At 62.3% G+C, this 23,451-nt stretch carries 18 protein-coding genes; 14 read left to right on the top strand and 4 right to left on the bottom strand.

Annotated features, from left to right (window positions below):
- Positions 1-29: 29 nt before the first annotated feature.
- Complete coding sequence (locus ACF66B_RS03375; RefSeq protein ID WP_111428249.1) at positions 30-1,238, bottom strand: glycerophosphodiester phosphodiesterase family protein; 1,209 nt, start codon at positions 1,236-1,238, stop codon at positions 30-32.
- 112 nt (positions 1,239-1,350) lie between these two features.
- On the opposite strand from ACF66B_RS03375, the gene tgt reads away from it, so the two are divergent.
- A complete protein-coding gene (gene tgt / locus ACF66B_RS03370) occupies positions 1,351-2,478 on the top strand; it encodes a tRNA guanosine(34) transglycosylase Tgt (protein WP_111428250.1) in 1,128 nt (375 codons plus the stop codon).
- 3 nt (positions 2,479-2,481) lie between these two features.
- Here the strand turns inward: tgt and ACF66B_RS03365 are convergent, their stop codons facing one another.
- Together ACF66B_RS03365 and ACF66B_RS03360 are read right to left on the bottom strand one after the other, a co-directional pair.
- A complete protein-coding gene (locus ACF66B_RS03365) occupies positions 2,482-3,798 on the bottom strand; it encodes a TrkH family potassium uptake protein (protein WP_111428251.1) in 1,317 nt (438 codons plus the stop codon).
- Between the two features lies 1 nt (position 3,799).
- A complete protein-coding gene (locus ACF66B_RS03360; protein ID WP_111428914.1) occupies positions 3,800-4,468 on the bottom strand; it encodes a TrkA family potassium uptake protein in 669 nt (222 codons plus the stop codon).
- A 284-nt stretch (positions 4,469-4,752) separates the two neighbouring features.
- Here ACF66B_RS03360 and lon point away from each other — a divergent pair, with 284 nt between their 5' ends.
- On the top strand, positions 4,753-7,164 hold the full coding sequence (gene lon / locus ACF66B_RS03355; protein ID WP_111428252.1) for an endopeptidase La: 2,412 nt from the start codon (positions 4,753-4,755) through the stop codon (positions 7,162-7,164).
- A gap of 120 nt (positions 7,165-7,284) precedes the next feature.
- A complete protein-coding gene (locus ACF66B_RS03350; RefSeq protein WP_111428253.1) occupies positions 7,285-8,577 on the top strand; it encodes an acetylornithine deacetylase/succinyl-diaminopimelate desuccinylase family protein in 1,293 nt (430 codons plus the stop codon).
- A gap of 27 nt (positions 8,578-8,604) precedes the next feature.
- On the opposite strand, the gene ACF66B_RS03345 is transcribed toward ACF66B_RS03350, so the two are convergent.
- The gene (locus ACF66B_RS03345; RefSeq protein ID WP_111428254.1) at positions 8,605-9,102 is read right to left on the bottom strand and encodes a GNAT family N-acetyltransferase; all 498 of its coding nucleotides are present in this window, start codon (positions 9,100-9,102) and stop codon (positions 8,605-8,607) included.
- 338 nt (positions 9,103-9,440) lie between these two features.
- Between ACF66B_RS03345 and ACF66B_RS03340 the strand changes: the two genes are divergently transcribed.
- The 11 genes from ACF66B_RS03340 to ACF66B_RS03290 all read left to right on the top strand — a co-directional run bounded on the left by ACF66B_RS03340 (position 9,441) and on the right by ACF66B_RS03290 (position 23,447).
- Positions 9,441-10,916, top strand: a complete 1,476-nt coding sequence (locus ACF66B_RS03340; RefSeq protein ID WP_111428255.1) for an ABC transporter substrate-binding protein — start codon at positions 9,441-9,443, stop codon at positions 10,914-10,916.
- A 144-nt stretch (positions 10,917-11,060) separates the two neighbouring features.
- A complete protein-coding gene (locus tag ACF66B_RS03335; protein WP_111428256.1) occupies positions 11,061-12,848 on the top strand; it encodes a M10 family metallopeptidase C-terminal domain-containing protein in 1,788 nt (595 codons plus the stop codon).
- A 215-nt stretch (positions 12,849-13,063) separates the two neighbouring features.
- Positions 13,064-14,011, top strand: coding sequence for an ABC transporter permease (locus tag ACF66B_RS03330; RefSeq protein ID WP_111428257.1), 948 nt, complete (start codon positions 13,064-13,066; stop codon positions 14,009-14,011).
- Entirely contained in the window at positions 14,011-14,823 is an 813-nt protein-coding gene (locus tag ACF66B_RS03325) for an ABC transporter permease (RefSeq protein ID WP_111428258.1), read from the top strand. Before ACF66B_RS03330 ends, ACF66B_RS03325 begins: the two co-directional genes overlap by 1 nt.
- Positions 14,820-16,406 carry an ABC transporter ATP-binding protein gene (locus tag ACF66B_RS03320; RefSeq protein ID WP_111428259.1) on the top strand — a complete coding sequence of 529 codons (1,587 nt, stop codon included), beginning with the start codon at positions 14,820-14,822 and terminating at the stop codon, positions 16,404-16,406. Before ACF66B_RS03325 ends, ACF66B_RS03320 begins: the two co-directional genes overlap by 4 nt.
- Positions 16,406-17,410 (top strand): P1 family peptidase, encoded by a 1,005-nt coding sequence (locus ACF66B_RS03315; RefSeq protein WP_111428915.1) that lies wholly within the window; start codon positions 16,406-16,408, stop codon positions 17,408-17,410. Before ACF66B_RS03320 ends, ACF66B_RS03315 begins: the two co-directional genes overlap by 1 nt.
- Before the next feature lie 119 nt (positions 17,411-17,529).
- Positions 17,530-18,342 (top strand): flagellar motor protein MotB, encoded by an 813-nt coding sequence (locus ACF66B_RS03310; protein WP_111428260.1) that lies wholly within the window; start codon positions 17,530-17,532, stop codon positions 18,340-18,342.
- Between the two features lie 127 nt (positions 18,343-18,469).
- A complete protein-coding gene (locus ACF66B_RS03305) occupies positions 18,470-19,810 on the top strand; it encodes a flagellar hook-basal body complex protein (RefSeq protein ID WP_111428261.1) in 1,341 nt (446 codons plus the stop codon).
- Between the two features lie 33 nt (positions 19,811-19,843).
- Positions 19,844-21,307 (top strand): flagellar hook-associated protein FlgK, encoded by a 1,464-nt coding sequence (gene flgK, locus ACF66B_RS03300; protein ID WP_111428262.1) that lies wholly within the window; start codon positions 19,844-19,846, stop codon positions 21,305-21,307.
- Between the two features lie 4 nt (positions 21,308-21,311).
- Positions 21,312-22,319, top strand: coding sequence for a hypothetical protein (locus tag ACF66B_RS03295; protein WP_111428263.1), 1,008 nt, complete (start codon positions 21,312-21,314; stop codon positions 22,317-22,319).
- Positions 22,320-22,322: 3 nt separating this feature from the next.
- On the top strand, positions 22,323-23,447 hold the full coding sequence (locus ACF66B_RS03290) for a flagellar basal body P-ring protein FlgI (RefSeq protein WP_111428264.1): 1,125 nt from the start codon (positions 22,323-22,325) through the stop codon (positions 23,445-23,447).
- Positions 23,448-23,451: the final 4 nt, after the last annotated feature.

Raw genomic sequence — 23,451 nt, 5'->3', positions numbered from 1 at the left:
ACGGACAACAGCGCGGAAGCCGCCGGGCGTCAGTCGAGGCCCATGCAGTTGGCGTAATAGCTTACTGTCGCGGGCCAGTCGGAGAACAGACCGACGACGCCGACCTGCTGCGCGAGCACGTCGACAACCTCGTACATCTGACCGTCCGAGTGGATGATATCGTTTACTGAGGCATAGTACCAGCCACCCCCGGTATTGAGCGGACCGGAACGCTCGAGCGTCCAGGCGATGAGCTTGAGGCCCGCGGCTTTGGCGGCCTTGGCGTATTCGCTGGGGGCGATCTTGTCGCCATCGGTTGTGATCAGCATGTTGATCGATGGCGCGAGGTAGTTGACGCCCTGCGCCTTAAGCTCAACGAAGTTCTCGGACCAGGTGGAGGGATCCTGCTCGTCGAAGGGTTTGTCCTCAGGCCATTCCACAAGATAGACCGCCTGTGCGCCGAATTCCGGCTCGGCCTTGATCCAGTAGAGTACGTCGTCGAGATTGAACGATTGTGGGTAGACGTCCGATGCGGGGACGCCTGCCGCCTTGTATTCGTCGATCATCATCTGGGCATAGTCCTCCTGGGTCATGCCGTCGAAGGGCATGACCACGGCCGGAGACTTGAGCTCTGGGGTAAACTTCACGCCGAGCTGCTTGAAGAGTTCAATCGATTCGGCATGGGTCATCAGGGTGCCGGCCTGATCAGCGTAGAGATCGGTGCGCCACCCGGGGGTCGCGTTCATGAAACTCTCGATGTCGGTTGCAGCCTCGTCGCCCGCATCCATCTTGCCCTTGAGCGTCTCGAACTCGGCAAGGGTCAGGTCGGAGGTGCGGCAATCGGCGCCGGCGGGCGTGTCGCCTTCGGCCGGGGTGAAGCCTGCTGTGCATTTCGCAGCGAGGCCGGTAGCGAGGATGTTGGTGGTGGTGGCGAGATCATCCTGCGCATGGCGGCAGACGAGTTGCTTATCGGCAGTAAAGGTCACATCACACTCGACAATGCCCGCCCCCATGCGTGCCCCGGCGAGGTAGGATTCGCGCGTGTGTTCAGGAAACTGCATGGCCGCACCGCGGTGGCCGATCGAGAACAGTTTGCGTTCGAACGGGCCGCCTCCGCAGGCAGCGAGCTTGTCCTTAAGTTCGCCGTCCTCCATCTGGTCGACGAGAAAATAGGGGCGGGGCCCGAGTTCTATGATATCGGCAAGCGCCGGTCCGGCGATGGAGGCCATCGCGACGGAGGCGTAAAGAAACGGCTTCATGACTTCATCCCTCGTTGTGTCTGGAGTTGTTCTTTGATCGCGTTTCGATGACAAACCTGAGACAGTTCGGCGACGGTTTGTCGAGACCCGCGGTAGCGCGTAAAGGAGGCGCATGACGCGATTCTCTTTCCGTATTGACGCCCGCAACGGGCGTGCCAGAACCGGCCTAATCTCGACCCCGCGCGGCGAGATCCGCACACCTGCCTTCATGCCTGTCGGGACGGCGGCGACAGTGAAAGCAATGCTGCCCGAGAGCGTGCGCGCGACTGGCGCGGACATCTTGCTCGGTAACACCTATCACCTGATGCTGCGCCCGACGGCGGAGCGGATCGCAAAGCTCGGCGGGCTTCATCGCTTCATGAACTGGGAACGGCCGATTCTCACGGACTCGGGTGGCTTTCAGGTGATGAGCCTTGCCGACCTGCGCAAACTCACCGAGGAGGGTGTCACGTTCCGCAGCCATGTGGACGGCTCGAAGCATCATCTCTCGCCAGAGCGCAGTATTGAGATCCAGCGATTGCTCGGCTCCGATATCGTCATGGCATTTGACGAGTGCCCGGCGCTGCCTGCGACCGAGGCCGCGGTGACAGCCTCCATGCGGCTCTCCATGCGGTGGGCGCAGCGTTCACGAGATGCCTTCGGCGACCGTCCGGGGCATGCGCTATTCGGGATCGTACAGGGTGGCGTCACGGCCGCACTGCGTGAGGAGAGTGCGGCGGCGCTGAAGTCCATCGGTTTCGAGGGCTACGCAATCGGCGGCCTTGCGGTGGGCGAGGGGCAGGAAGCGATGTTCGGGGTGCTCGATTATACGCCGGGTTTCCTGCCAGAGGATAGGCCGCGCTATCTCATGGGGGTTGGCAAGCCTGACGATATCGTGGGTGCGGTGGCGCGTGGCGTCGACATGTTCGACTGCGTCCTGCCGAGCCGCTCGGGACGGACGGGGCAGGCGCTGACGCGACGGGGGCCCGTCAACATCAAGAATGCGCGCCATGCCGAAGATCCACGCCCACTCGATCCCGACTGCAGCTGCCCGGCCTGCCGGAGCTATTCGCGTGCCTACCTCCATCACGTCTTCAAGGCAGGAGAGATCATCTCCTCCATGCTGCTGACCTGGCATAACCTCCACTACTATCAGGAGCTGATGGCGGGGCTGCGCGGCGCGATTGCGGCAGGTACGCTCGAGACCTTTATCGAGAGCTTCCATCGCGGCTATTCGGCCGGCGACCTCGAACCGCTCTGAGCTTCAGCCGAGATAGACCGTTCCGGCGGGATAGGCGATGCGCCGCTTCGGACCCATGGCGAGGAGGAAGCCGAGAGACAGCGGTCCGACCCTGCCCACGAACATCACGAACATGATGATGGCACGGCCTGCGGTATCGAGATCGCCGGTGATGCCGCGGGAAACCCCCACCGTGCCGAAGGCCGAGGCCGTCTCGAACATCACGTCGAGAAATTCTCCTTCATGGAAGAGCAGGAGCAGGAAGAGGGCGGTGAAGAGCGTCAGGACGCTTACGATCGAAAGCGCCAAAACCTTCAATATCTCGGCCGGTCCGAGGCTGCGGCCAAAGATGTCGACCGAGGTTCGGCGCTGGAAAAATGCCTTCGTCGAAAGGAGCAGTACGATGAAGGTCGTGACCTTGATGCCGCCGCCGGTCGACGTGCTGCCTGCGCCAACGACCATCAGGACCATCGACATGAATGTCGTGCCGTTGGTCATCCCTCCGATATCGATCGTGTTGAAGCCTGCAGTGCGCATCGTCGCGGCCTGAAACCAGCTCGCAAGCAGTCGGGTCGCAGGACTTTCGAGTGCACCGAGCGTTGCGGGGTTTCTCCATTCCATTGCGGCGAAGGTGAGGGTGGGTATGACGAGAAGCACTGCCGTTCCGGCAAGCATCAATTTGGTATGGAGGGCGAATTGTCTCCATCGGCGGGTGCGCTGGAGGTCTATGATGACGGTGGCGCCGATGCCGCCAATGATGAAGAGCGCGGGAACGACGAGGTTGACGACGGGATTGCCCACCCAGGTGGAGAGCGAGTCAGGAAAGAGCGCAAAGCCTGCGTTGTTGAAGGCGGAAACCGCGTGAAAGATGCTCATCCACAACCCGCGGGGAACACCGAATTCCGGAATGAATACTATGCCGAGCAGTAGCGCCCCGACGAGCTCGCAGATGATTACGAAACGGAGTATGGCACGGACCATGTCGAGGAGGCCGTAGACTGAAGTCTGGTTGAGATCCTCGCGCAGGAAGCGTCGGTGGGCGATGCCGATGGGCAGGCCAAGCATCGAGAGGATCAGGATCGCGAATGTCATGATCCCGAGGCCGCCGAGCTGAACGAGGACGAGGATCACCGCCTGGCCGAACAACGTGAAACCCGCGCCGGTATCGACCACCCCGAGGCCGGTCACCGTCACCGCGGAAGTTGCGGTGAAGGCCGCATCCGAAAGCGAGATCGGGGCCGAGACGGAGATGGGTAACACGAGGAGAAGCGTCCCTGCCAAGATGAGCCCGGCATAGACGAGAATGAGGGCAAGCGGTGGCGGGATGCGCCAGCGCCCCATGTCAGGCTTCTCCGCGCAAGGTTTCGACGAATTTTTGCAAGCCGGCGCGGCGGCCCAGCACCAGAAGCTTGTCGTCCTGCTCAAGCTCCACCGAACTGGTTTCGCACGACATGAAGGTCGTGCCGCGCATCGCGCCGAGCAGGCGTAGGTCGTTGTCCTCGACAGCCGGCAGATCGCCGGTATGTCTACCGGCAAGGCCCTTTGGGATCGTGACATCTACGAGGGTAAATCCATTGCCGAGGCTTACGTAATCGCGCACCAGCGGGAAATTCAGCATTAAGGCGACATGCCGCCCGGTCTCCTGCTCAGGCAGAAGGATTCGGTCCACATCGAGCCTGGCGAGAATGCGGTGATGGGTCTTGTTGAGCGCCTTGGCCCAGATGGTATTGACGCCGAGCATCTTGACGTTCATCGAGCAGAGGATGTTGGCCTCGAGATCCTCGCCGATCGCAACGACGGCCACATCATAATCCCCCACGCCTGCTTCACGAAGGGCTACTTCATCCCTCCCGTCCGCGATGATTGCCTCATGGGCAATATCGGCGAAAGGGCTCACCTTACGCTCGTTCACGTCGATGACGAGCACGTGGTTGCCGAAGCGGCAGAGCTCGTTCGCAATGGTGGTGCCGAAGGTTCCGAGACCGATGACGACAAAGCTACGTCTTTTCATGATGCTCCACATTCGAACCGCAATCCGGGGATTCGGAGGGCAAGTTTAGCAGAGCCCATCAGCAACTCAGCCCCCAAGCCTGCCTTTTCCTGCGCCAGTGGCTGACCTGCGATTGCGGAATGGACAAGGCAGACAGTTCGATGCCTTGTAACCCGCGGCAGGGGAGCGCAGAATATGGGTTGCTTGAAACGCAGCGTCTCGCGCGCCATCTGTTCATCAAGTGGAGGTGTCGCGTCGCCGCGGAAGCGGGGCGTCGGCGCCTTGCCAATACAAGGACGATAAACATGACTCAATTGAGCAGTCCGACCTACCCGGTGCTCCCGCTGCGCGACATCGTGGTGTTTCCGCACATGATCGTTCCGCTCTTTGTCGGCCGGGAAAAATCCGTGCTCGCCCTTGAGGCGGTCATGAAGGACGACAAACAAATTCTTCTTGCCAGCCAAAAGGATCCTTCCGAGGACGAACCGACGGCGGATGGCATTTTCCGGGTTGGCGTGCTCGCCAATGTGCTCCAGCTCCTGAAGCTGCCTGACGGGACGGTCAAGGTTCTCGTCGAGGGCAAGGCGCGCGTTGCTATTTCGGACTTCCTGCCCAATCCCGACTATTTCGAGGCGACAGCCGAGACCGTCGCCGAGACCGAGAACGATCCGCCCGCGATCGTTGCGCTGGCGCGTGCCGTCGGGGAGGAATTCGAGCGCTACGCGAAGCTCAACCGCAACATCCCTGATGAGGCGGTGAGCGCAATTTCCGAAGACATGTCTCCCTCGAAGCTCGCCGACTCGGTCGCGGGGCATCTCGGGGCGAAGCTTGAAGAAAAGCAGGCGCTTCTGGAGCAGCCCGATGTCGGTGAGCGGCTCGAGACGATCTACGGCCTGATGCAGGGCGAAATGTCGGTCCTGAAGGTCGAGAAGAAGATCAAGAGCCGTGTCAAGAACCAGATGGAGCGCACCCAGCGCGAATACTATCTGAACGAGCAGATGAAGGCGATCCAGCGTGAGCTGGGCGGCGAAGGCGAAGGCCAGGATGACGCCACCGAGTTCGAGGAGCGCATCGAGAAGACGAAGTTCACCAAGGAGGCTCGCGAAAAGGCGCTGGCAGAGCTGAAGAAGCTGCGTTCGATGTCGCCGATGTCGGCCGAGGCCACTGTGGTGCGCAACTATCTCGACTGGATGCTTTCGATCCCGTGGGGCAAGCGGAGCCGGATCAAGAAGGATCTCGGTCAGGCGCAAGCCGTGCTGGACGCTGACCACTACGGTCTCGAAAAGGTCAAGGAGCGCATTGTCGAGTTCCTCGCGGTGCAGTCGCGGTCGTCGAAGCTCAAGGGGCCGATCCTCTGTCTCGTCGGACCTCCGGGTGTTGGTAAGACCTCGCTCGGCAAGTCTGTCGCTCGGGCGACGGGTCGCGAGTTCATCCGCATCTCGCTCGGGGGTGTCCGGGACGAGGCGGAGATCCGCGGCCACCGGCGCACCTACATCGGTTCGATGCCTGGCAAGATCATCCAGTCGATGAAGAAGGCCAAGACCACCAATCCGCTCGTCCTGCTCGATGAGATCGACAAGATGGGACAGGATTTCCGTGGAGATCCGGCGAGCGCCATGCTCGAGGTGCTCGATCCCGAGCAGAATGCGACCTTCATGGACCACTATCTAGAGGTGGAATACGATCTCTCGAACGTGATGTTCATCACGACGGCCAACAGTTACAACATGCCGCGACCTCTCCTCGACCGCATGGAGATCATCACGATCTCCGGGTACACCGAGGATGAGAAGGCCGAGATCGCCCGGCAGCATCTCCTTGCGAAGCAGGAAAAGGGCCATGGTCTGAAGAAGGGCGAGTTCGAGCTAACGGACGCCGGGCTGCGCGACATCATTCGCTACTATACCCGCGAGGCCGGGGTCCGGAACCTTGAGCGCGAGATCGCGAAGCTCTGCCGGAAGGCAGTGACCGAGATCGTCAAGGGTGCGTCGCAGAAGGTCGTGGTTACACCGGAAAATCTTGAGGAGTTCCTTGGTGTACGCCGCTTCAAATACGGGCTTGCGGAGACTGAGGATCAGGTTGGAGTCGTGACAGGGCTGGCCTGGACTGAGGTTGGTGGCGATCTTCTCTCGATCGAGGCGCTGAAGCTCCCCGGAAAAGGGCGGATGAAGACGACCGGCAAGCTCGGTGACGTGATGAAGGAATCGATCGACGCGGCCTCGTCCTATGTCCGATCCAAGGCGACGGATCTGGGTTTGAAGCCGCCGATGTTCGAGACGATCGACATCCATGTCCATGTGCCTGAAGGGGCGACTCCGAAGGACGGGCCGAGCGCAGGCATAGCGATGGTCACTTCCATCGTGTCGGTTCTGACCCAGATTCCGGTGCGTCGAAATGTGGCAATGACCGGCGAGGTCACGCTGCGCGGCAACGTCCTGCCGATCGGCGGGCTCAAGGAGAAGCTGCTCGCGGCGCTCCGCGGCGGCATCACTACAGTGCTGATCCCCTCCGACAACGTAAAGGATCTGAGGGATATCCCGGACAACGTGAAGAACGGTCTGGAGCTTATCCCGGTCTCGAACGTGATGGATGTGCTGAAGGTCGCGCTCGTGCGCATGCCCGAGCCGATCGAATGGGACGAGGCGGCCGAGGCCGCGGCGCGGGCGAGCGTCGCATCATCGGCGGAGACGCCGGGCGCTGGCGCAGCCGCGCACTGAACGACGAGTTCCAGCTGAGAAAAAAGGGGTCCGGGCCGAAAGGTCCGGGCTCCTCCTTTTTGGCCAGATGTCTGGACAAATCCGCTGCAGCGAAGGAAGCTCCGCGCAAAAGGATACCCCATGACGGACATTCGCGATGCGGTCCGGGCGGAAATCGAGCGCCGCCGGGACGATCTGATCGAACTTACCCAAGCGCTCATTCGCATCCCGACGCTGAACCCTCCTGGCGAGAATTATCGCGACATCTGCGAGTTTATTGCAGCACGCCTCGCACGCTCGGGCTTCACAGTCGCCTTCGTGCGAGCCGAAGGCGCGCCGGGTGACAGCGAGCGCTATCCGCGCTGGAACCTCGTCGCCCGGCGTGAAGGGGCGCGGCCGGGGCCGTGCGTGCATTTCAATGGCCATATCGACGTGGTCGAGGTCGGCAAGGGCTGGACGACGGACCCGTTCGGCGGAGCGCTGATCGGAGGCCGGATCTATGGCCGGGGGGCCTGTGACATGAAGGGCGGCATCGCCGCTTCGATCATCGCAGCGGAGACCTTTGCCGCTCTCTGGCCGGATTATTCCGGTGCCGTCGAGATCTCGGCGACGGCGGACGAGGAGACCGGTGGCTTCGGTGGCGTCGCGCATCTGGCGCGCGAGGGCTGGTTTGCGCCGGATCGGGTGCAGCATGTCATCATTCCCGAACCGCTGGACAAGGACCGGATCTGTCTCGGGCATCGTGGTGTCTGGTGGGCCGAGCTCGAGACCCACGGCCGGATTGCCCATGGCTCGATGCCATTTCTCGGCAATTGCGCCGTGCGCCATATGGGGGCGGTCATCGCCGAAATGGAAGAGACACTGTTTCCGGCGCTGGCCGCGCGCCAGACAGCGATGCCGGTGGTGCCCGAGGCGGCGCGGGCTTCCACGCTTAACATTAACTCGGTGCATGGAGGACAGGCTGAGCGTCCTGCCGATTTTGATGGTTGGCCCGCACCAGTCGTACCTGACAGTTGCCGGATGATTATCGACCGGCGCTATCTGGCGGAAGAACGTCTCGAGACGGTGAAGGCGGAGTTTCGTGCCGTGGTAGAGCGGGCGAAGGAGCGCAGGGGCGATTTTTCCTACGAGATTCGCGACATGTTCGACGTTTTCCCCTCGATGACAGACCGTGACGCTCCGGTGGTCGGCGCGCTCACCCGAGCCATCGAGAAGACTTTCGGGCGCACACCGCAATATGTCGTGTCGCCCGGGACTTACGACCAGAAGCACATAGATCGTATCGGTCGCCTGAAGAACTGCGTTGCTTACGGCCCCGGTATTCTGGATCTGGCCCATCAGCCCGACGAATACGTGGTTGTGCAGGACATGGTCGAATCCGCCACGGTCATGGCGCTGGCGCTGGCTGACCTCCTCGGGATTGGTGCGGGTTAGCGCCTCCGGCTGATGAGCGGCTTTGGGTCAAGATGTTTCCAGGCGGAATTTCAGGAAGGTTGCGCCGTCGTACGTGATGTTACCCACATGCTGCGCCCCTAGACGCGCGAGGCCCCCGATGTGCTGGCGAGAGGGCGGTAGAAGGAAGGTGACAAAGGGGATGCGTGAGTCCGAGCGGGCAAAGGCAAGCGCCTGTCGGGCAATCCTCGCCCCAAGTCCAAATGCCTCTCGCGTCAGTACAAGGCCGAAGTCCCATTCGTCGACCTCCTTCTGGAAGCCGCCCCAGCCCACATAGGTGCCGTTCCGGAAGATTGCCCAATGGCCAAGCCCGTCCCGGCGCCAGCACGCTTCCTTGACGGCGATGAACTGGGCGAGAACTTCCTCGTTCCAAGGTTCACGCAGGAGGGGAAGATGTCGGGCGATGCTGGGATCTGACATGTGAGAGATGATCTCGCATGGTGATACGTCCCGGAGGCGCCCGAAGGTGATCTGCCCCGGGGTGTTGGTGCTCTTGTCGGAGATCATCGACGTAACTCATCACTGATGATTGGCTTCGGCCTGCTCGGGTCGGTCGGAAACAGGCAAGATCCTGCGCCGTGGGGCGCTAGCATAGTAGCGGGCGTTGATCTGATGCTGAAGCCATTGGAACGGTACGGATAAGTTGCGCCGGGTTCGATTTATTCCGTTCCCTCCGCTGCGGCCACTGGACCTCGCCGGGCAACCTGACGAATATGTGAGCGTTGAGGACGTATTTGACGCCGTAGCGGGGAACGGAGCCGGGCAAAGCCGGCGGGACGGCTGCGCGGCGGAACATCCCGTGCTTGAATTGGCGGGCTTGAACCTGGGGCTAGGTGGAGACAGCAATGAGTCGAAAGATCCTCGCGCTCGCGGCAGCGTTCGCGCTTCTGGCCGGTGGAGCGCAGGCGCAGAGGATGGATATTACCATCGGCATGCAGCTTGAGCCGCCGATCCTCGATCCGACCGCGGGTGCAGCCGCGGCGATCGACGAGGTGACCTATGCCAACGTCTTCGAGGGACTGACCCGCTTTGCTCCGGACGGAACGATCCTTCCGGGCTTGGCTGCGAGCTGGGAAATCGCGCCGGACGGGCTTTCCTGGGTTTTCAATCTGCGTGAGGGAATAGTCTTTCACGATGGCTCGCCATTCACAGCGGAAGATGTGGCCTATTCCTTCGAGCGGGCGATGGCGGACGACAGCGTCAATGCTCAGAAGCAGCTTTTCGAGAGCATCAACTCGGTCAATGTGATTGATGATGTGACTGTGGAGATCGGGCTCGATGCGCCGAAGTCCTCGCTGCTGACCGATCTGGCCTGGGGCGACATGGCGATCGTATCGCCCGCGAGTTCCGCCACAAATGCGACGAGCCCGATTGGTACCGGACCTTTCATCTTCTCCGACTGGGTACAGGGGGATCGTATCGAGCTTGTTCGCAACGAGAACTACTGGGGCGAGGCTCCCAAGCTCGAGAAGGTCACCTTCAAGTTCATTTCCGACCCGACTGCGGCGTTTGCCGCGATGATGGCGGGCGATCTGGACGCTTTCCCTGTCTATCCTGCTCCAGAGAACCTCATGCAGTTCGAAGCGGATCCACGATTTTCCGTGATCGTGGGTACGACCGAGGGCGAGACCATCCTCGCGATGAACCACGGGCGTGAACCCTTTGACGATATCCGGGTCCGGGAAGCGATTGCTCATGCGATTGACCGCAAAGCGATCATCGATGGCGCAATGTTCGGCTATGGCACGCCCATCGGCACCCATTTTGCGCCTCATAATCCGGCCTATGAAGATCTGACGGCGCTCTCGGTCTACGACCCGGAACAGTCGAAGGCTCTGCTTGCGGAAGCGGGCCTTCCGGACGGTTTCGAGACAACGCTCGTTCTGCCGCCGCCATCCTATGCGCGACGCGGTGGCGAGATCGTGGCGGCCCAGCTTAGGGCCGTTGGGATCGATGCGAGGATCGTCAATGTGGAATGGGCACAGTGGCTCGAGCAGGTCTTCAAGGGCCGAGATTACGGCCTCACCATCGTGAGCCATACCGAGCCTATGGATATCTGGATCTATGCCCGCGATGACTACTACTTCAATTACCATGACCCGGTGATGCAGGCGCTGATGAAGGGTTATGACGCAACGGCGAATGTCGAGGATCAGACCGAAATCCTCCACGCCGCCGAGGAGCGGATCGCCGAGCGCTATGTCAACGCCTATCTGTTCCAGCTCGCCAAGACCGGCGTGGCTGACACCCGGATCCGCGGACTTTGGGAAAATGGTCCGACCCAGGCGAACGACATGACGGGTGTATACTGGGCGGAGTAGATCATGGGCACATGCGCCCGGATCCGGAAAACAAAGAGTAGCCTGCGGGCCAAATTGCGTCTGCCGGCACAGCCTTGCAAGGGCGTGGGATTTTTGCACGCAGGTCGGCGCAGCAGTTGATCCTCCGGGACGTGGGGAAAAGGCATGAGTGACGATTTTCAGATTGGACCGAACGGCAGGGCGGACCGAACCGACGTGCAGGTTCTGGCACTTCGCGATGGCGGGTTCGTCGTGGCTTACGCGCATCGCCTCCCCGGCCTTGAAGAGACATATGACGTCCGTGCATCCGTTTTCGATTCCGGCGGCAACGTGCTGCGGAGCGAGTTCCGGGTAAACTCCAGCGTATCGAACGACGAAAGGGCGCCGAGGCTCGCAGCGCTTGAGGATGGGGGCTTCATCGTCGGATGGACCTCGTCCGATCCCGACAAGCTGGAGGGACGAAAGAAGGACGGTTATCTGCGGCTCTTCGACGCGGATGGATCAGCACGAACCAGTGAGATCGCCGTGACACCGGAAGCAAAGCGCGATTATAGCGTCGAGAGCGTTGCACAGCTTTCCGACGGCTCGATTCTCGCGATGACGGCTCGATCAACGAGCGCGAAGGGCTACGACCTCATCGCCAGGCAGTTCGGTCTCGACGGCGAGGCGATCAAAGCGAAGACGATCGTCTCGAACGTGACGGGTGACCTCACTGCAGGTGGATACATCCCGGTAACTCCTGCACCGCAGGTCGCAGCGCTCCGCGATGGTGGCTACACCGTGATCTGGACCGGCGAGGATCCGCGGCATCCGGGTGGCGGGCAGATCCTCTTCTCGGAGAGCTTCAGCACTGGCGGAGCCGCGCGCGGGCGGCCTCATGTGGTTCAGGGCCTCCCAGACGCTGGCGGACGCTTTGATGCCTTGACCGACCGTCTGGAGTCTCGGATCGTGGCAAACGACGACGGCTTCGCCACAGCTTGGCAAAGCGAGCAGGACTTCGATGATTCTGGCGATGTCGCGATCTACTTCCGCCGGCTTGATTCCGATGGCATCCCGCTCGGACGGGCTCGCAAGGTGTCGGACGACGGTGCGGTCGGTCACTCGCTCGGTCAGGTCATCGACATCGGCCACGGTGAGTCGCTTGTCACCTATACTGCGGAGCGTCATGATGTGTCGGATAGTTCCGCTACCTATTACGAGATCAGGGGACGCTTATATTCCGATGATGGCAGGGCGCTGGGACGTTCTTTCGCGATCAGTTCGGATGTCTACCGGAACGTATTTGACAGCGATACGGCACTCCTGAAAAGCGGGCTTCTCCTTTCGGTCTGGTCTGGTGGATCGCTGGTCGAGCAGCAGGTCTACGGCAATCTGCCCAGCATCAAGCCTCCGATTGCGCCTGCAACAAGGCGTGGCGACCTGATCGTCGGCACCAAGCTCGCGGAGTCCATCGCAGGCGGCAAGGGTAACGATACACTGTTCGGCAACGACGGTGGGGATGTTCTGGCAGGCGACAGTGGTCGTGATAGGCTCAGTGGCGAGGCAGGGGACGACACACTTTTCGGTGGCAAGGGAGACGATGCCCTGACAGGCGCGGGCGGCGCGGATTATCTCGTTGGTGGCGAGGGGCGTGACGAGCTGACCGGCGGCCGTGGGGCGGATGTCTTCTATTTTTTCGATGCTTCGGAAAGCGTGCGGCGCAGCCCGGACCGGATCATGGACTTCGGCAAGGGCGCTGACCTCGTGGATCTGCATGAGATCGATGCAGTGAGGGGTGTATCGGGCAACCAGGCATTCGTCTTTGTCGGCGGGGATAAATTCTCAGGTATCGCGGGCGAGCTTCGGTTGGGAGAACACACGCTTGCAGGGGACCTCGATGGTGATCGGAAGGCTGATTTTCTTGTGGTTTTCGATGAACACGCGAAAGTGGGCCTGGCCGATCTGATCCTGTAGACGTGATGCCTTGAGGCACAGGGCGTGGCGTGGCACACCCGTTGTGAAATGCGTGAACTGAGCTTATTCCCGAAGATCAGACCAGATCAGTTTCGAGCAGAAATGCCGCCCGGAGACCGTATTTCGGTTCTGTCAGAGGGCGAGAGCGAGGCATCGAACGCAGGGCGCACCGGACTAGCCCGGTTCTGTGCCGCTCCAGCGCGAGGGGCCCGCTGATGCTGCGATATACGCTGATACGCCTCATCTCCCTCGCCGCCAGTCTTTTTGCCGCAAGTCTGGTGATATTTCTCGCGCTGGAGATCGTCCCCGGCGATCCGGCGAGTTACATGCTTGGTCTGAATGCAAGTCCGGAAACCGTCGCCGCTCTGCGGGCCGATCTCGGGCTCGATGCGAGCCCTGTCGCGCGCTACTGGGACTGGGTTGTGGGCATGTTGCGCGGAGATTTCGGGATTTCCTATACCTACCGCACGCCGGTCGCGGAGATGATCGCCGATCGCCTGCAGGTGTCACTACCGCTGGCGCTCTATGCCCTGGCGCTCGCGCTCGTAATCGGATTTCCAGCTGGTATCTGGGGTGCGTCACGGCGTGGCTCTCTGGCTGATACCGGCGTGATGGGCGCGACACAGCTCGGCATTGCCGTACCGAATTTCTGGTTTGCAATGCTGCTGGTGCTCGTCTTCGCAGTGAACCTGCGATGGTTTTCGGCGGGTGGTTTTCCAGGGTGGGGCGGAGGACTTCTGCCGGGGATGAAGGCGTTGACACTGCCCGCAATCGCCCTTGCCCTGCCACAGGCGGCGATCCTCGCGCGTGTCATGCGCTCGGCCCTGATAGAGACGCTTGGGGAGGATTTCATCCGCACGGCACGAGCCAAGGGGCTCAGCCGCCCGGCGGCGCTGCGACGACACGCGCTGCGCAATGCCCTCATTCCGGTCCTCACCATCATCGGGCTCCAGTTCTCCTTCCTGCTCGCGGGCGCGATCATCATCGAGAATGTCTTTTTTCTGCCCGGTCTCGGCAGGCTAGTGTTCCAGGCGATCAGCCAGCGGGATCTCATTGTCGTGGAGAGCGTAGTGATGCTGCTCGTCTTCGCGGTGATCGTCGTGACCTATCTCGTGGATCTTGCCTATGCAGCGGTTGATCCGCGGCTCAGGGCGCACCACTGATGCGCCTCCTACTGACCGGAAGCCTTCTTGCAGGAGCCTTTGTGGCCCTTGCTGTCGTTTCTTTCCTGTGGACGCCCGGGGACGTGATGGCGCTCGACATTGCCCAGAAGCTTCGGCCACCCTCGGCAACCCACTGGTTCGGAACGGATCATTTTGGTCGTGATGTCTTTTCGATGGTGATGGTCGGCGCGCGGACGTCGATCGCGGTGGCACTTGTCGCGGTCGGGATCGGGATGGGGTTCGGAGTGCCACTCGGGCTCGCCGCTGCGGCACGGCGCGGTGGCCTCGTTGATGAGGCGATCATGCGCGGAAACGATCTTGTCTTTGCATTTCCGTCGCTGCTCATCGCGATCATCATCACGGCTGTGTTCGGGCCGTCTGCCTTCAACGCCATCCTCGCGATCGGCATCTTCAACGTGCCCGTCTTCGCGCGACTGGTACGCGGGGCCGGGCTGTCGCTCTGGGCGCGGGAGTTCGTTCTGGCAGCGCGGGTTGCAGGGAAGGGGCGCGTGCGTATCTCGGTCGAGCATATCCTGCCCAATCTTGCGAGTCTGTTGATCGTGCAGGGGACGATTCAGTTCTCCCTCGGCATACTCGCTGAGGCCGGGCTTTCCTATGTTGGGCTTGGGGCGCAGCCGCCGACCCCTTCCTGGGGACGGATGCTTGCCGAGAGCCAGACAATGATTGCCTTCGCCCCCTGGCTCGCGATCTTTCCCGGTCTTGCGATCGTGTTGACAGTGCTGGGGCTCAACCTCATGGGCGACGGGCTGCGCGACATGCTCGATCCGCGGATCCGGCGGGGGCGTGCATGAGCCTGCTTGAGATTGAGAGGCTCGGCGTCGAGATTCACGGCGTGCCGATCCTTCGGGACGTCTCGCTCGGTGTCGGGCCGGGCCAGGTGCTCGGGGTGATCGGCGAGAGCGGCTCGGGGAAATCCATGATGGCGCTGGCGGTGATGGGGCTTCTGCCTCCGGGAGCCGACCTCCAAGGGCGGGTGGAGCTCGCAGGGCAGGATCTGGCCGCACTGTCCGAGCGCGCCATGTGCAAGGTGCGCGGGCGGGACGTCGGGTTGATCTTTCAGGAGCCGATGACGGCGCTCAACCCCCTTCAGACTATTGGCGATCAGGTCGCCGAGACAGTCCGGGTCCATGGCGGCACGTCGCGGGGCGAAGCGCTCCGGATTGCGCGGGAGACCCTTGACCGGGTCGGGCTTGCGGCTGCGGAGTTTCCGCTCGGACGCTGGCCGCATGAGCTTTCGGGTGGTCAGAGGCAACGGGTGGGGATCGCGATGGCAATCGCGCTCCGGCCGCGCCTGCTGATTGCCGATGAACCCACGACAGCACTTGACGTGACAACCCAGGCTCAGATCCTCGGTCTGCTCCGTCGCCTGGTACGCGAGGACGGCATGGGCCTCATCCTCATCAGCCACGATCTGGCAGTCGTCAGCGGCATTGCCGATCACATCGCGATCATGCGCGGCGGGACGGTGGTCGAGGCAGGCGAGGCTCGCGAGGTCCTGCGCTTGCAGCGGCACCCATACACGCGCGCGCTTTTCGCGGCCTCGACCCATCGGCCAGATCGCGGTGGCGTGGTAGCAGGGCCACCGCTTCTGGAAGTCGAAAAGGTCGTGCGGGAATATCCCGGCGGATTGCGTGGTCTCTTCCGGCGCCGGGTGCCATTTCGGGCAGTCCATGGCGTGAGCTTCTCTCTCAGGGAGGGAGAGAGCCTCGGTCTCGTGGGGGAGTCGGGCTGCGGAAAGTCGACGCTCACCCGCGCAATCCTCGGACTCGACGAAGTGCAGGCGGGCAGGGTGCGGCTGGCTGGGCGCGATATTCATGCCGGCGCGGCGATGGCGAAAGGCCTGAGGGCGCAGATGCAGGCGGTCTTCCAGGACCCGTATGGCAGCTTCAATCCGCGCCACAAGGTAGGCCGGCTTGTCACCGAGCCCTTCCACCTGCTTGCCGATCCGCCGAAGGGCGCGGCGCGGCGGGATGCTGTGGCGCGGGCGCTCGAAGATGTCGGTCTGAACGCAGAGGATTCAGGGAGATACATTCATGAGTTCTCCGGGGGCCAGCGGCAGCGGATCGCCATCGCGCGGGCGCTCATCATCCGGCCAAAGCTCATACTGCTCGACGAAGCGGTCTCGGCGCTCGATGTCCAGGTTCGTGCGCAGATCCTTGACCTGCTCGCCGGACTTTCGCGGCGCTACAGTCTCTCCTATCTCTTCATCAGCCATGATCTCACCGTCGTGCGGGCAATTACCGATCGTGTCATGGTAATGAGGGCTGGCGAGATCGTGGAGCAGGGCGAGACCGAAGCGGTCTTCTCGGCGCCAAGCCATCCCTATACGCGGGCATTGCTCGCGGCGTCGCCTGTACTGGAGATCCCGGCATGATGCACACCGGTCGGCATAATCTCATCACCGACGTCCCGGGCCTGCTGGTTGGAAATGCATCCGATGCGCAGCTCAAGTCTGGTGTCACGGTGCTCACGGGCAAGCGTCCTTTCGTGGCGGCTGTCGATGTTCGAGGTGGGGCGCCGGGCACGCGGGAAACGGATCTTCTGGCCCCGGGCAAGCTCGTCGAGGCGGTGGACGCGCTGGTCCTCTCCGGGGGCTCGGCCTTTGGGCTCGACGCAGCCTCCGGTGTAGCCGATGCCCTGCGCGCCGCCGGTCGCGGCTTTCGAGCAGGTCCGGCCGTCGTTCCCATCGTCCCCGCGGCGATCCTGTTCGACCTCGCCAACGGCGGGGCAAAGGACTGGGCGGAGAACCCCTACCGAGCGCTCGGGCAGGCAGCCTTCAACTCGGCGGGTGAGGTCTTTGCGATCGGTTCGGAAGGTGCGGGCACAGGTGCGATGACTCAGGAACTGATGGGCGGACTGGGCTCAGCCTCGATCGTGACGGAAGCGGGTTTCACAGTGGGGGCACTTGTCGCGGTGAACGCGTTCGGTTCGGTGCGCGCACCGGGCGACCGCACTTTCCTTTCCGGCCCGTTCGAAATCGGTGAGGAATTCGGCGGGCTTGGTGCATCGGCCGCGCGCATCGACCCCGAGTCCCCGCGCTTCACCAAGCCGGGCCCCGATGGCGGACAGACCAACACCACGATCGCGATCGTCGCGACCGACGCTGCGCTCGACAAGGCTGCGGCACAGCGCGTGGCCGAGATTGCTCATGACGGCCTGGCGCGCTCGATCCTTCCTTCCCATACGCCGTTTGACGGTGATCTTGTCTTTGCGGTGGCAACAGGCGAGCGCCAGCTCGGGGGGGCTCCCTTCGAGATACGGATGGCGCTCGAGCAGGCTGCGGCACTTTGCCTCGCACGCGCGGTTGCGCGCGGCGTCTACGCCGCACGACCTGCGCCCGGCAACCTGCTTCCTTGCTGGTGCGAACTGCCTGCCTGACCCTCGGAGCGAATTTTAACGACTTTACCATGCTGTGCCGGGTTCACTCGCAGCCGCGGTAACCGGAGTTTCAGGTTCTTGGTGTCTTGTGGCGGCGGGGAATTACGGGGGATACGGCTATGGCGAAGGGTTCTTCGGCCAATGTGACGATCATCAAACGCAAGACGGTCGTCGAGGCTGGCCATCATGGCGGCGCATGGAAGGTTGCCTATGCCGACTTCGTGACGGCAATGATGGCATTCTTCTTGCTGATGTGGCTCCTGAACGCATCTGACGAAGTCACGCGCGAGGGGCTTGCGCAGTATTTCAGTCCGAACATTCCGATCCATGACATGGCGGGCGGCGGTGACGGTATCTTCCAGGGTTCGTCGCTCTATGACGACCATACCCTGCCAAAGAGCGAAACCGGTCAGGACGGCGATCCCGACAAGAAGACGGATACCGGCAATCCCGACAAGACCCTCTGGGATATCCAGGAGGAGCTTAACGGGGCCAGCGGCGAAGCGCTCGACGCCGATCCGCTGCTCGAGCACATCGCGACGCGGATCACCGACGAGGGCCTCATCATCGACGTCTTCGACGTGCCGGGATCGCCGCTTTTCAATGGCGCTTCATCGGAGTTCAATCCGATCTTCGAGCGACTTATCACGATGATCGGCAAGGTCATCCGCCATACCGGAAATCCGGTTGCGGTTTCAGGCCATCTCGCCGCCGGCGATACCGGCAGAGCGGTGCCCTCACCCGATCCCTGGATCCTCTCGTCTGACCGAGCGCAGATCACGCGGGAACTGCTCGGGCTCACCGGGGTGGGGGATGATCGGATCCAGCGGGTCACCGGCAAGTCGGATCGCAATCCGGTCATCGAGGACAAACCCGCCGATTCGCGGAACCGCCGTATCGAGATCATCCTCCTGCGTGATTTCGGAAAGTGACGCAGCCGATTGAAATCCCTGCCAGAACGGCAGGGATTTGTCGTTAGCGGGATCTTAAACTCATTGCTTCACTTACTCGGTCCGTAACGGGTTCCAGTGACCGTTCCCTCACGGCAAAGGACTGAGTATGGGTATCTCCACGTCGATGAACGCCGGTGTGTCCGGCCTCAACGCGAACGGCAACAAGCTTTCGACGATCGCCGACAACATCGCCAACTCCGAGACCTACGGCTACAAGCGCTCGGACATGGACTTCTCTTCAATGACCGTGAGTGCGGGCGGGTCATCCGGTGTGGTGGGGGGCGGACGTGCGGCACTTGCCGGTGGCGTCTCCACGAATGCCATCTGGAACATCGCAGCCAAGGGCGCGCTCGAGGGTACCTCGAACTCTACGGATATCGCGGTTTCCGGGCGCGGGATGCTACCGGTCACCTCGCTGGCCTCGTATCAGGCCAACGCCGATGATCTCGATCTGATGCTGACGACGACCGGGTCGTTCCACACCGACAAGGATGGATACCTCACCACGTCGAGCGGCATCGTCCTTCTTGGCTGGCCCGCGGATACGGAGGGCAACATTCTACCGGCGGCGCGCGATACCACGGCTTCGCTCGAACCGGTGAAGATCAACCTTTCCTCGGTCTCCGCCGTGCCGACCGAGAACATCAACATGTATGCCAACCTGCCCGCGACGGATACCGGCCCGGATGGCACCGGCACTGCGCGGATGATGACGCTTGAGTATTTCGACTCGCTCGGTTCGGCGCAGAACCTGACGGTGAGCTACACTCCGACCGTCGCCGATCCGCAGAGCAACGAGTGGACGATGGAGATTGTCGACGAGAAGAGCGGCAATTCCGTTGGCACCTATACGATCACGTTCAGCGATGCGACAGCGACTGCCGGGCAAGTTGCGAGCGTCGTGCAGGTCGATGGCGGCGCCGGGGCCTACACGACCTCCTATGACACGTCCACCGGTCAGCTCACCATGGAGCTCAACGGCCAGACCATCATGGTGGCAATCGGTTCGGACTCCGGTGGACCGCAGTACCTGAGCCAGCTCTCCTCGAGCTTCTCGTCGAAGGGCGTGACGCATGATGGCTCGCCCGCCGGCACCTATCAGGGCGTGACGATCGACGAAAACGGCTTCATCAAGGCATCCTATTCCAGCGGTTTCTCCAAGGTGCTCTACCAGGTGCCGCTGGCCGATGTCGCCAATCTCGACGGGCTGAGCGTGCTCGACAACCAGTGCTTCGCGGTCTCTGCGGCAAGCGGCTCGCTTTATCTGTGGGAACCCGGCGACGGGCCGACGGGTACTGTGGAAGGCTTCGCCCTCGAGCTCTCGACCACGGACATCGCGACGGAGCTCACCGACATGATCCGCACTCAGCGCGCCTATTCGTCGAACGCGAAGATCATCCAGACTGTCGACGAGATGCTTCAGGAAACCACCAACCTCAAGCGTTGATGATCCGTCCCGTGTGACGAGAGGACCGAGACCATGAGTATCTCATCCGCCCTGAACAGCGCGGCCTCCGGGCTCCGAGCGAATTCGCGACTGGTCGACACCGTCGCGAACAACGTCTCGAACGCTCTTACGGAAGGCTATGCGCAACGCAGGACCGAGCTGACCTCGACCGTGTTCAACGGGACAGGATCAGGGGTTGGGGTCGTCGGGACCACACGGGCCGAGAGCGCCCATCTTACCGCCGAGCGCCGGGCCGCGGACGCCTCGCTCGGCTCGGCCGCGGCGCTCTCGGATGCTTACAGCCGCATGATGGATCTCCTCGGAACCAGTGCCGATGAGGCGGGGTCACTGATGGGGCTCGCAAATGATCTCGAAACGTCGCTCATTTCGGTCGCTGCGAGCCCTCAATCGCTGACCGAGCAGGCCGCCGTGGTCGAATCGGCCAAGGCGGTCGCTTCGAAGCTCAATGCGATCACGCAGGAGAACAACCAGATCCGCAGCGACATGGAGACGGAAATCGCCTCTCAGGTGAAGTTTGTGAACACGTCACTGCATTCGATCGACTCGCTCAACGAGAAGATCGCGACCTTGCGCACCCAAGGCAGCGACACGGCGTCGCTCGAGGATGAGCGCGCACGGCTGATCGACGGGATTTCCTCGGTCGTTCCGGTCAGCACCGTGAAGCGCGACAATGGCATGCTTGCGATCTATTCCGCGAATGGCGGCATGCTGCTCAACGGCAAGGTCTATGAGCTGAGCTTCACGGCGAACAACGGCGGCGTGACGGCAGACATGACCCTCGGTGCCCCGCTCAGCGGGCTCTCGCAGGATCAGGGCGTTTCCTCTGGTCCCGTAACGGTCGATGCCGGCATAGGATCCGGCCCCTTCGACGGGGGATCGCTCGGCGCGCTATTTCAGGTTCGGGACTCGATCGTGCCAGACTATCAGGCCGAGGTGGATGCCTATGCCAACGATCTGATCGACCGCTTCGGCGCTCAGATGCCCGCGGGCTTTCTCGACGGATCCGGCAACGGGCTTTTCGTCGATGCGGGCAGCGGTAGCGGCAGTGCAGGACGCATCACGCTCAATGCGGCTGCCGATCCGGACAAGGGCGGTGCGCTCTGGCGTATCCGGGACGGGATGGGGGCGGCAACGCAGGGGGATGCCGGGTTCGGCGACTACCTGCTTGCGATGTCCGACTCGGTCTCCGCTCCGCGCAGCCCGGCCGGCTTCACATACCAGTCGGCCGCTGCCTCCTCGGCCGGGATGGCGTCGGGGATCGCGTCTTACTTTGCTGGGGTCGCGGGGCGCTCGGAAGAGAACACAAGCTTCCTGACCGGGCTTCAGGCCACACTGGCTGACAACGAGATTTCGGTGATCGGGGTCGATTCGGACACGGAGCTTTCGACGCTCATGGTCCTTGAACAGGCTTATGCCGCGAATGCGCAGGTGCTGAGCACGATAGATCAGCTCATGCAGACAATTCTGGAGATCTAGGGTCATGAAGATCAACGGGGCAACTGAGCTGGCGCGGATGCAGTCCTTTCAGCGCCGCGCCGCGTCCATCGAGAATGCGCTCGACACCACGAGCAAGGAGCTCTCGTCGGGCATCAAGAGCGATCTGCACAAGGCAACCGGCGGAAACCTCGGCAAGCTGCATGCCATCGAGCGTACGCTTGCGAAGAATATCGCCTACGATCGCAACATCAACTTCCTCGAGCTCCGCGTCGATGGCGCACAGAATGCGCTCGGTCTCATCCAGGAACCGCTCGATGCGCTTTCGGTGGATCTGGTGAGCGCGGCAGGTGTAGGGGACTATCTCAGTTCGACGACGCTCGCCGCGACGGCTCGGCTGGATTTCAAGAGCGCAGTCTCGGCGCTGAACATCGAGGTCAACGGCCAGACGATCTTTGGAGGAGCGGCGGTCGACCGGCAGGCGCTCGCGGGCGGTGAAGCCATTCTCGCCAAGCTCGACGCAGCGGTTGCCGGGGCCGCGACCGCGGCGGATGTCATCACCGCGATCGACACCTATTTCGCGCCCGGCGGCGAATTCGTGACGAACGACTTCCTCGGCTCCGCCACGGATATGGGAGCTGCCGATGTCGGCGCCGGGGTCCGGATCAGCTACAATGCGCGGGCCGATGACGCAGAAATCGTAAGCGTTCTGAAGGCGCTTGCTCTCGCCTCTGTCGTCGCGGGCGGCGCCCTCGCAGGCAACCAGAATGAGCAGATGGCTGTTCTGTCCGAAGCTGGCGCACAGCTTCTCGAGGCCAAGGAAGGCCTGCTCGATTACCGGGGCAATCTTGGTGTGACCCAGCAGAACATCGAGAGTTCCAAGGCGCGCAGCGTGGCCGAAAGTGGCACGCTCGAGCTTGCGCGCGCCAAACTTATCGAGGCGGATCCGGCCGAGACGGCGACGTTCTTCGAGGCGCTCGAGGCCCAGCTCAAGGCGGTCTACACCGTCACGACCCGCCTCTCCGATCTCAGCTTCATCAACTTCATGAGATAAGACATGACCCTCCGGCCCCTGTTCGGTCTTTGCCTCCTGCTTGTCCTTCTGGTGGCAGGCGGGCTGGCAGGGGAAGCGAATGCCTCTCCCGCGCGGATCAAGGATCTCGTCGAGGTCGACGGCGTGCGCGGCAACGATCTGCTCGGCTACGGCCTCGTGGTCGGCCTCAACAACAGCGGTGACTCGCTCCGCAATTCACCCTTCACTGAAGATGCGATCGTCAACCTGCTGGAGCGCCTCGGGGTCAACGTCACCGGCGAGCAGATCCGGGCGCGCAACGTCGCTGCTGTCCTTGTAACGGCAAGCCTGCCGCCGTTCGCACGGGCGGGCTCACAGATCGACGTGAACGTCTCTGCCATCGGCGATGCGGCAAGCCTGATGGGCGGCACGCTCGTGATGACGCCGCTGAATGCCGCCGATGGGCAGATCTACGCTGTGGCACAGGGCTCCATCCTCGCGGGTGGCATCGTGGCTCAGGGCGAGGCGTCGAGCGTCACGCAAGGCGTTCCGACAGCAGGGATCATTCCCGGCGGGGCGCGGGTCGAGCGGGAGGTGGCCTTCGATTTCAGCCAGATGCGCGACATGCGCCTGGCGCTGCGCAACCCGGATTTCACGACCGCAGCGCGCATCGAGGCGGCCATCAACCAAGATGTCGGTGCAAAAATCGCCCGAATGGTCGATTCTGGAACCGTGCGGCTCGATCTTGCCTCCTTCGGAATCGACAGCCCGGCCCGCCTCATGGCGCAGATCGAGAATATCGAGGTTGCGACCTCGACCAAGGCGCGCGTTGTCGTCGATCAGCGCTCGGGCACCATCATCCTTGGCTCCGACGTTCGCATCAGCCGTGTCGCGGTCACGCAAGGCAGTCTCACCCTGCGCGTCGAGGAGACGCCGCTTGTGGTGCAGCCCAACCCGTTCAGCGATGGCCGGTCCGTGGTGATCCCGCGCACGAACGCCCAGATCCAGCAAAATCCCGGCAACGGTCTCGCGATCGTCGACAATTCCGTGTCGCTTCCCGACGTAGTTGCCGGGTTGAATGCACTGGGGGTTTCCGCTCACGACATGATCGACATCCTGAAGTCGATCAAGGCTGCCGGGGCACTCCACGCCGAATTCATCGTCCAGTAACCGC

Source organism: Amaricoccus sp. B4, from assembly GCF_043226085.1.
GTDB lineage: Bacteria > Pseudomonadota > Alphaproteobacteria > Rhodobacterales > Rhodobacteraceae > Amaricoccus.
Note: the sequence above shows the minus strand (reverse complement) of the source record. Positions and strands in the feature narration are given on the sequence as shown.